The 5,398-nt window shown below is 74.4% G+C and carries 2 protein-coding genes; both read right to left on the reverse strand.

Annotated elements, in window-relative coordinates; genetic code table 11:
- The coding region (locus tag RIM90_RS30145; RefSeq protein WP_309063914.1) for a polyketide synthase docking domain-containing protein at window positions 1-230 on the reverse strand (230 nt) is incomplete at its 3' end.
- A 129-nt stretch (window positions 231-359) separates the two neighbouring features.
- Window positions 360-5,398: type I polyketide synthase (locus tag RIM90_RS30150; RefSeq protein WP_309063915.1), on the reverse strand; the 5,039-nt coding region annotated here is incomplete at its 5' end.

Below are 5,398 nucleotides of genomic sequence, written 5' to 3' on the forward strand. Positions count from 1 at the left end.
CAGCCCCGGTCGGCCGGGAAACCCGAGATCACATCGCGCTGCTCGGCGACGACCCGCCACAGCGCCTCCGGCGAGTCCACCCCGCCCGGGAAACGGCACCCCATGCCGACGATCACGATCGGATCGTTGGTGCCCGCCTCCAGTTCGCGGATCCGCTGACGGGACTGGTGGAGGTCGACCGTGAGGCGCTTGAGGTATTCGACAAGCTTGTCATTGTCCGCTGTTGTCATGGTGATGAAGCCCCCGTAGGCGTCGTGAAGCTGTGCGCGTGCGCGGCCCGCGCACGGCTGCCCGGGAGACGTGCCCGAGCGTGCCGCGCGGAGCGCACAGGATGAGGATCCGGGCGGTGCGGAAGTGGGTCAGAGTTCGGAGTCGATGAACGCGAGGAGTTCGTCGACCGACGCCGACTGGACCCGTGCGGTCAGATCGTCACCATCGGCGATCAGGTCGGGTACAGCGTTCGAATCGGTGGGGTCGATGGATTCCGCACCGGCCGGAGCCAGTTCGGTGTGCAGATGGGCCACGACCGCCAGCGGTGTCGGGCAGCTGAAGAGGAACGTGGCGGGCAGCCGCAGATCGGCGCTGGTCTGCAGCCTGTTACGCAGTTCCACGAGGGTGAGCGAGTCACAGCCCATGTCCTTGAAGGGCCGGTCGGCGGGGATGCCGGCCGCGGAGGACCGGCCGAGTACGGCCGCGGTCTGCACCCGGACGAGATCCAGCAGCAGTTCCTCCTGCTCGGCCGGGCTCAGCGCGGCGAGCCGGTCGCGCAAGGTCTCGGTCGTCGGGGCCGCTGCGGTGGACGACGTCCGGGCCGGTCGCGGTGCGGCGGGAGCCAGATCCCTCAGCACGGTGGGCAGTTGCGGCCCCAGCGCGCCGAGCGCGGCACGGTCGAGGGGCGCCGGCACGAGCGCGGCGGTGTCCAGGCGCAGTGCCGCGTCGAGCAGGGCCAGGCCCTCCGCCCGGTCGATGGGCGAGAGGCCGGTTCTGGCGATCCGTTCCCGGTCGGCAGGGGACAGGGCGCCCGCCATTCCGGCGGCGCCCGGCCTTCCCGCGGTGTCCGCCCACATCCCCCAGGCCAGGGAGAGCGCGGGGAGGCGCTGTGCCCTGCGGTGCTGGGCCAGGGCGTCCAGGTAGGCGTTGGCAGCGGCGTAGTTGCCCTGGCCGGCACCGCCGATGACGCCCATGACGGAGGAGAACAGGACGAAGGCCGCGAGGTCCTGGTCCCTCGTCAGCTCGTGCAGGTTACGGGCCGCGGTGGCCTTGGCGGCGAGCACCGTGTCGAGACGTTCGGGCGTCAGCGCGGTGATCACGCCGTCGTCGAGCACCCCCGCGGCATGGACGACGGCGGTGAGCCGTACGCCGGTCAGCAGCCGCGCGAGGGCGTCGCGGTCGGCGGTGTCACAGGCGGCGAGGACGACCTCGGCGCCCGACTCGGTGAGTTCGGCGGCGAGTTCCGCGGCGCCCGGCGCGTCGGGGCCGCGACGGCTGACCAGCAGCAGACGGCGCGCACCGTGCTCGGCGACCAGGTGCCGCGCGACCAGTCCGCCGAGGGCACCGGTGGCGCCGGTGACCAGGACCGTACCGTCCGGGTCGAGGGCCGCGGGCAGGGTGAGGACGACCTTGCCGACGTGCCGGGCCTGGCTGACGTAGCGGAACGCCTCCGGTGCCCGGCGGACGTCCCAAGTGCTGAGCGGCAGCGGGGTCAGCGCCCCCGACGACAGCAACCGCAGGACGGCCGTGAGCAGTTCGGCGATCCGCTCGGCCGGCTCCTGGAGCAGGTCGAAGAAGCGGTAGTCCACCCCGGGGTGGTCGGCCGCGACCAGCCCCGGGTCGCGCAGATCGGTCTTGCCCATCTCCACGAAGCGACCGCCGCGCGGCAGCAACCTCAGGGAGGCGTCCACGAACTCACCGGCGAGGGAGTTCAGCACGACGTCCATGCCGCGGCCTTCGGTGGCCGCGCCGAACGCGGTCTCGAAGTCCAGGGTGCGGGACGACGCCAGGTTCGCCCCGCCCAGGCCGAGACCACGCAGGACGTCCCATTTGCCGGGGCCCGCCGTTCCGTAGACCTCCGCCCCCAGGTGCCGGGCCAGTTGGACGGCGGCCATACCGACGCCGCCCGCGGCGGCGTGGATCAGGACGCGCTCGCCCGCGGTCAGGCCGGCGAGATCGACCAGGGCGTGGTAGGCGGTCAGGAACACGATGGGTGCGGATGCCGCCTGAGCGTACGTCCAGTCGGCGGGCATGGCGGCGACATGCCGCTGGTCGGCGACGGCCACCGGGCCGAACGCCCCGGAGAACAGGCCCATGACCCGGTCGCCGACACCGAGACCGGTGACGCCGGGCCCGACCTCGGTGACCACCCCGGCCCCTTCGAGGCCGAGCGGACCGGGGTCGCCGGGGTAGAGACCGAGGGTGTTCAGCACGTCACGGAAGTTGACGCCCGCGGCGCGCACCGCGATGCGTATCTCGCCGTCGCCCAGCGGGGCCAGGGCCTCCGGACAGGGTTCGAGCGCCAGGTGGTCCAGGGTCCCGCGGTCGCGCACCGTCAGCCGCCAGGCGGTCACCCCGGCAGGAGGGACCAGGGCACCGTCGGCCGTCGCCAGGCCGAGCCTGGGCACCAGCAACGCCCCGTCCCGTACCGCGAGCTGCGGCTCCGCGCCGATCAGTGGCAGTGCGGCACGGCAGTCGGCCGCCGACTCCACGTCCAGCAGCCCGACCCGCCCGGGGTTCTCGGTCTGCGCCGAGCGCGCCAGACCCCATACGGCCGCGCCGTCGGGATCCACGTCGGCGCCCGGTGCCGTGGCCACGGCCGCCCGGGTGACGAGCACCAGCCGGGAGCCGGCGAGCCGGTCGTCGGCCAGCCATGCCTGGAGCAGCGCGAGCGCGCGGTGCACGGCGGGCCGGGTGTCGGCCGTCGCACCGTCCGAGGGGTCCGCGAGCGGGGCGAGGACCACCGCGGGGGCGGGGAGTCCCGCGTCGAGGGCCCGGCCCAGGGCCTCGAGGTCGGCGTACCCCGGGCCGACGCCCAGGTCGGCGGAGCCGAGCGCGGCGGCCGACGGGGACGGTTCCCGGCCCTCCGCGACCGGTTTCCAGACCAGGTGGTGGAGCGACCGCGGGACGGCCACGTCGTCGCTCACCGGGCGCAGGACCAGCTCCTCGACCTCGGCGATCACCGCGTGGGACTCGTCAAGCAGGGTCAGCGACACCGCGTCCGGTCCGGTGGTGGTGATCAGGGCGCGGGCGGTACGGGCGCCGGGCCGGTGGACGGTCACGCCGCGCCAGGAGAAGGGCAGCAGACGGCGGTCGCCGTCGTCCAGCGCGGTCATGACGACCGGGTGCAGGGCCGCGTCGAGCAGCGCCGGGTGCAGCCCGTAGGAAGCGGCGTCGGTGACGGACGGCGGCAGAGCGACCTCGGCGAGCAGGTCCGCGCCGTGCCGCCACACGGCGCGCAGGCCCCGGAAGACCGGGCCGTAGGCGTAGCCCGCGGCGGCCAGTTCGTCGTAGCAGCCGTCAACGGGCAGGGGCTCGGCCTCGGCGGTGGCCCGGCCCGCGGCGGTCGCGGGGGCCCCGTCGTACGGGGCGAGGATGCCGGTGGCGTGCAGGGTCCACGGCTCGGTGGTGCCGTCCGGCGTCTCGGTGCGGGCGTGCACGGTCAGCGCGCGCTGACCGTCGTCGCCGGGCGCGGCCACGACGACCTGTACCTCGGTGCGGCCTTCCTCGGGGAGCACCAGGGGGGCGAGCAGGGTGAGTTCGGCGACATGCGGCGTACCGGTCCGCGAGCCGGCGCGGGCGGCGAGTTCGAGGAAGGCGGTGCCGGGCAGCAGGACCGAGCCGAGGACGGCGTGGTCGGCGAGCCAGGGGTGGGTGCGGCGGCCGAGCCGGGCGGTCAGCACGGTCTGCCCGGATCCGGCGAGCTCGACGGCGGGACCGAGCAGCGGGTGACCGGCCGGCCCTTCGGTGCCGTGCGCGGTCAGCCAGTAGCGCTCCCGCTGGAAGGCGTACGTGGGCAGGCCGGGCGTCCGCCCCGGTCCGTACACGGCGTGCCAGTCCGGGCTTCGGCCGCGGACGTGCAGGGCGCCGAGCGCGGCGGCCAGGGTGCGGCGCTCGGACCGGCCGCGGCGCAGCACCGGGACGAACGCCAGCGCGTCGTCGTCCAGACAGTCCTGGCCCAGTGCCGACAGCACCCCGTCCGGGCCGAGCTCGAGGAAGGTGCGCATCCCGAGCTCGTGGAGTGCGGCCAGACCGTCGGACATCCGTACTTCCCGGCGCACTTGCCGGACCCAGTAGTCGGCGGTGACGTCGACGGGGCGGCCGGTGACGGTGGACACCATGGTGATGCGCGGCTCCGCGTACCGGATCTTCGCGGTGACGGCGGCGAACGCGTCGAGCATCCCGTCCATGCGGTGGGAGTGGAAGGCGTGACTGACGACGAGCCGGCGCGTCTTGCGGCCGGCGGCGGCGAACGTGGCGGCGACCTGCTCGACGGCCTCGACGTCGCCGGAGAGGACGACGGCCGCGGGACCGTTGACGGCGGCGACGCTCACCTCGTGCTCACGGCCTTCCAGCAGTGCGCGGACCTCGTCCTGCGACGCCTGGACGGCCATCATCGCCCCGCCGGGGGGCAGGGCCTGCATGAGCCGGCCACGCGCGGTGACCAGGGCACAGGCGTCGGGCAGGGTGAGGATCCCGGCGACGTGGGCGGCGGCGAACTCGCCGATGGAGTGGCCGAGCACGGCGTCCGGCGCCAGGCCCCGGTGCTCCAGCAGCCGGAACAGCGCCACCTGGAGGGCGAAGAGGGCGCTCTGCGTGTTCTCGGTCCGGTCGAGTGCCTCGGCGTCGTGGAACATCACCTCGCGGATCGGCGGTGTGCCGGGCACGGAGCCGCGGCAGGCGTCGAGTTCGCCGCACACCGCGTCGAGGGCGGCGGCGAAGACCGGCTCGGTCTCGTACAACTCGCTTCCCATGCCGACACGCTGGCTGCCCTGTCCGGTGAAGAGGTAGGCGAGACCGTCGTCGGGGCGTGCCGTGCCGAGGGTCAGGGCGGAGTGCGGTTCGCCGCGGCCGAGCGCGGCCAGCGCCGCGACGGCCTCGGCGCGGTCCTCGGCGGTGACGGCCGCGCGGTGGTCGAGGGAGGCACGGGTGGTGGCCAGGGCGCGGCCGAGGTCACGGGTGGACACGTCGTCGAGGGAGTCCAGCGCGTCGACGAGTGCCGCGGCCTGGGCACGCAGCGCCGGTTCGGTACGGCCGGACAGCACCCACAAGGGGGTGGAGGCGTCGTCCGGTGCCGTGTCGTCGGTCGGTGGTTCGGTCGTGGGGGGTTCGGTGAGGATGACGTGGGCGTTGGTGCCGCTGATGCCGAAGGAGGAGATGCCTGCGTGGCGGGTTTTGTTCTCTTCGG

It is taken from the genome of Streptomyces sp. (genome assembly GCF_031181555.1).
GTDB lineage: Bacteria > Actinomycetota > Actinomycetes > Streptomycetales > Streptomycetaceae > Streptomyces > Streptomyces fimbriatus.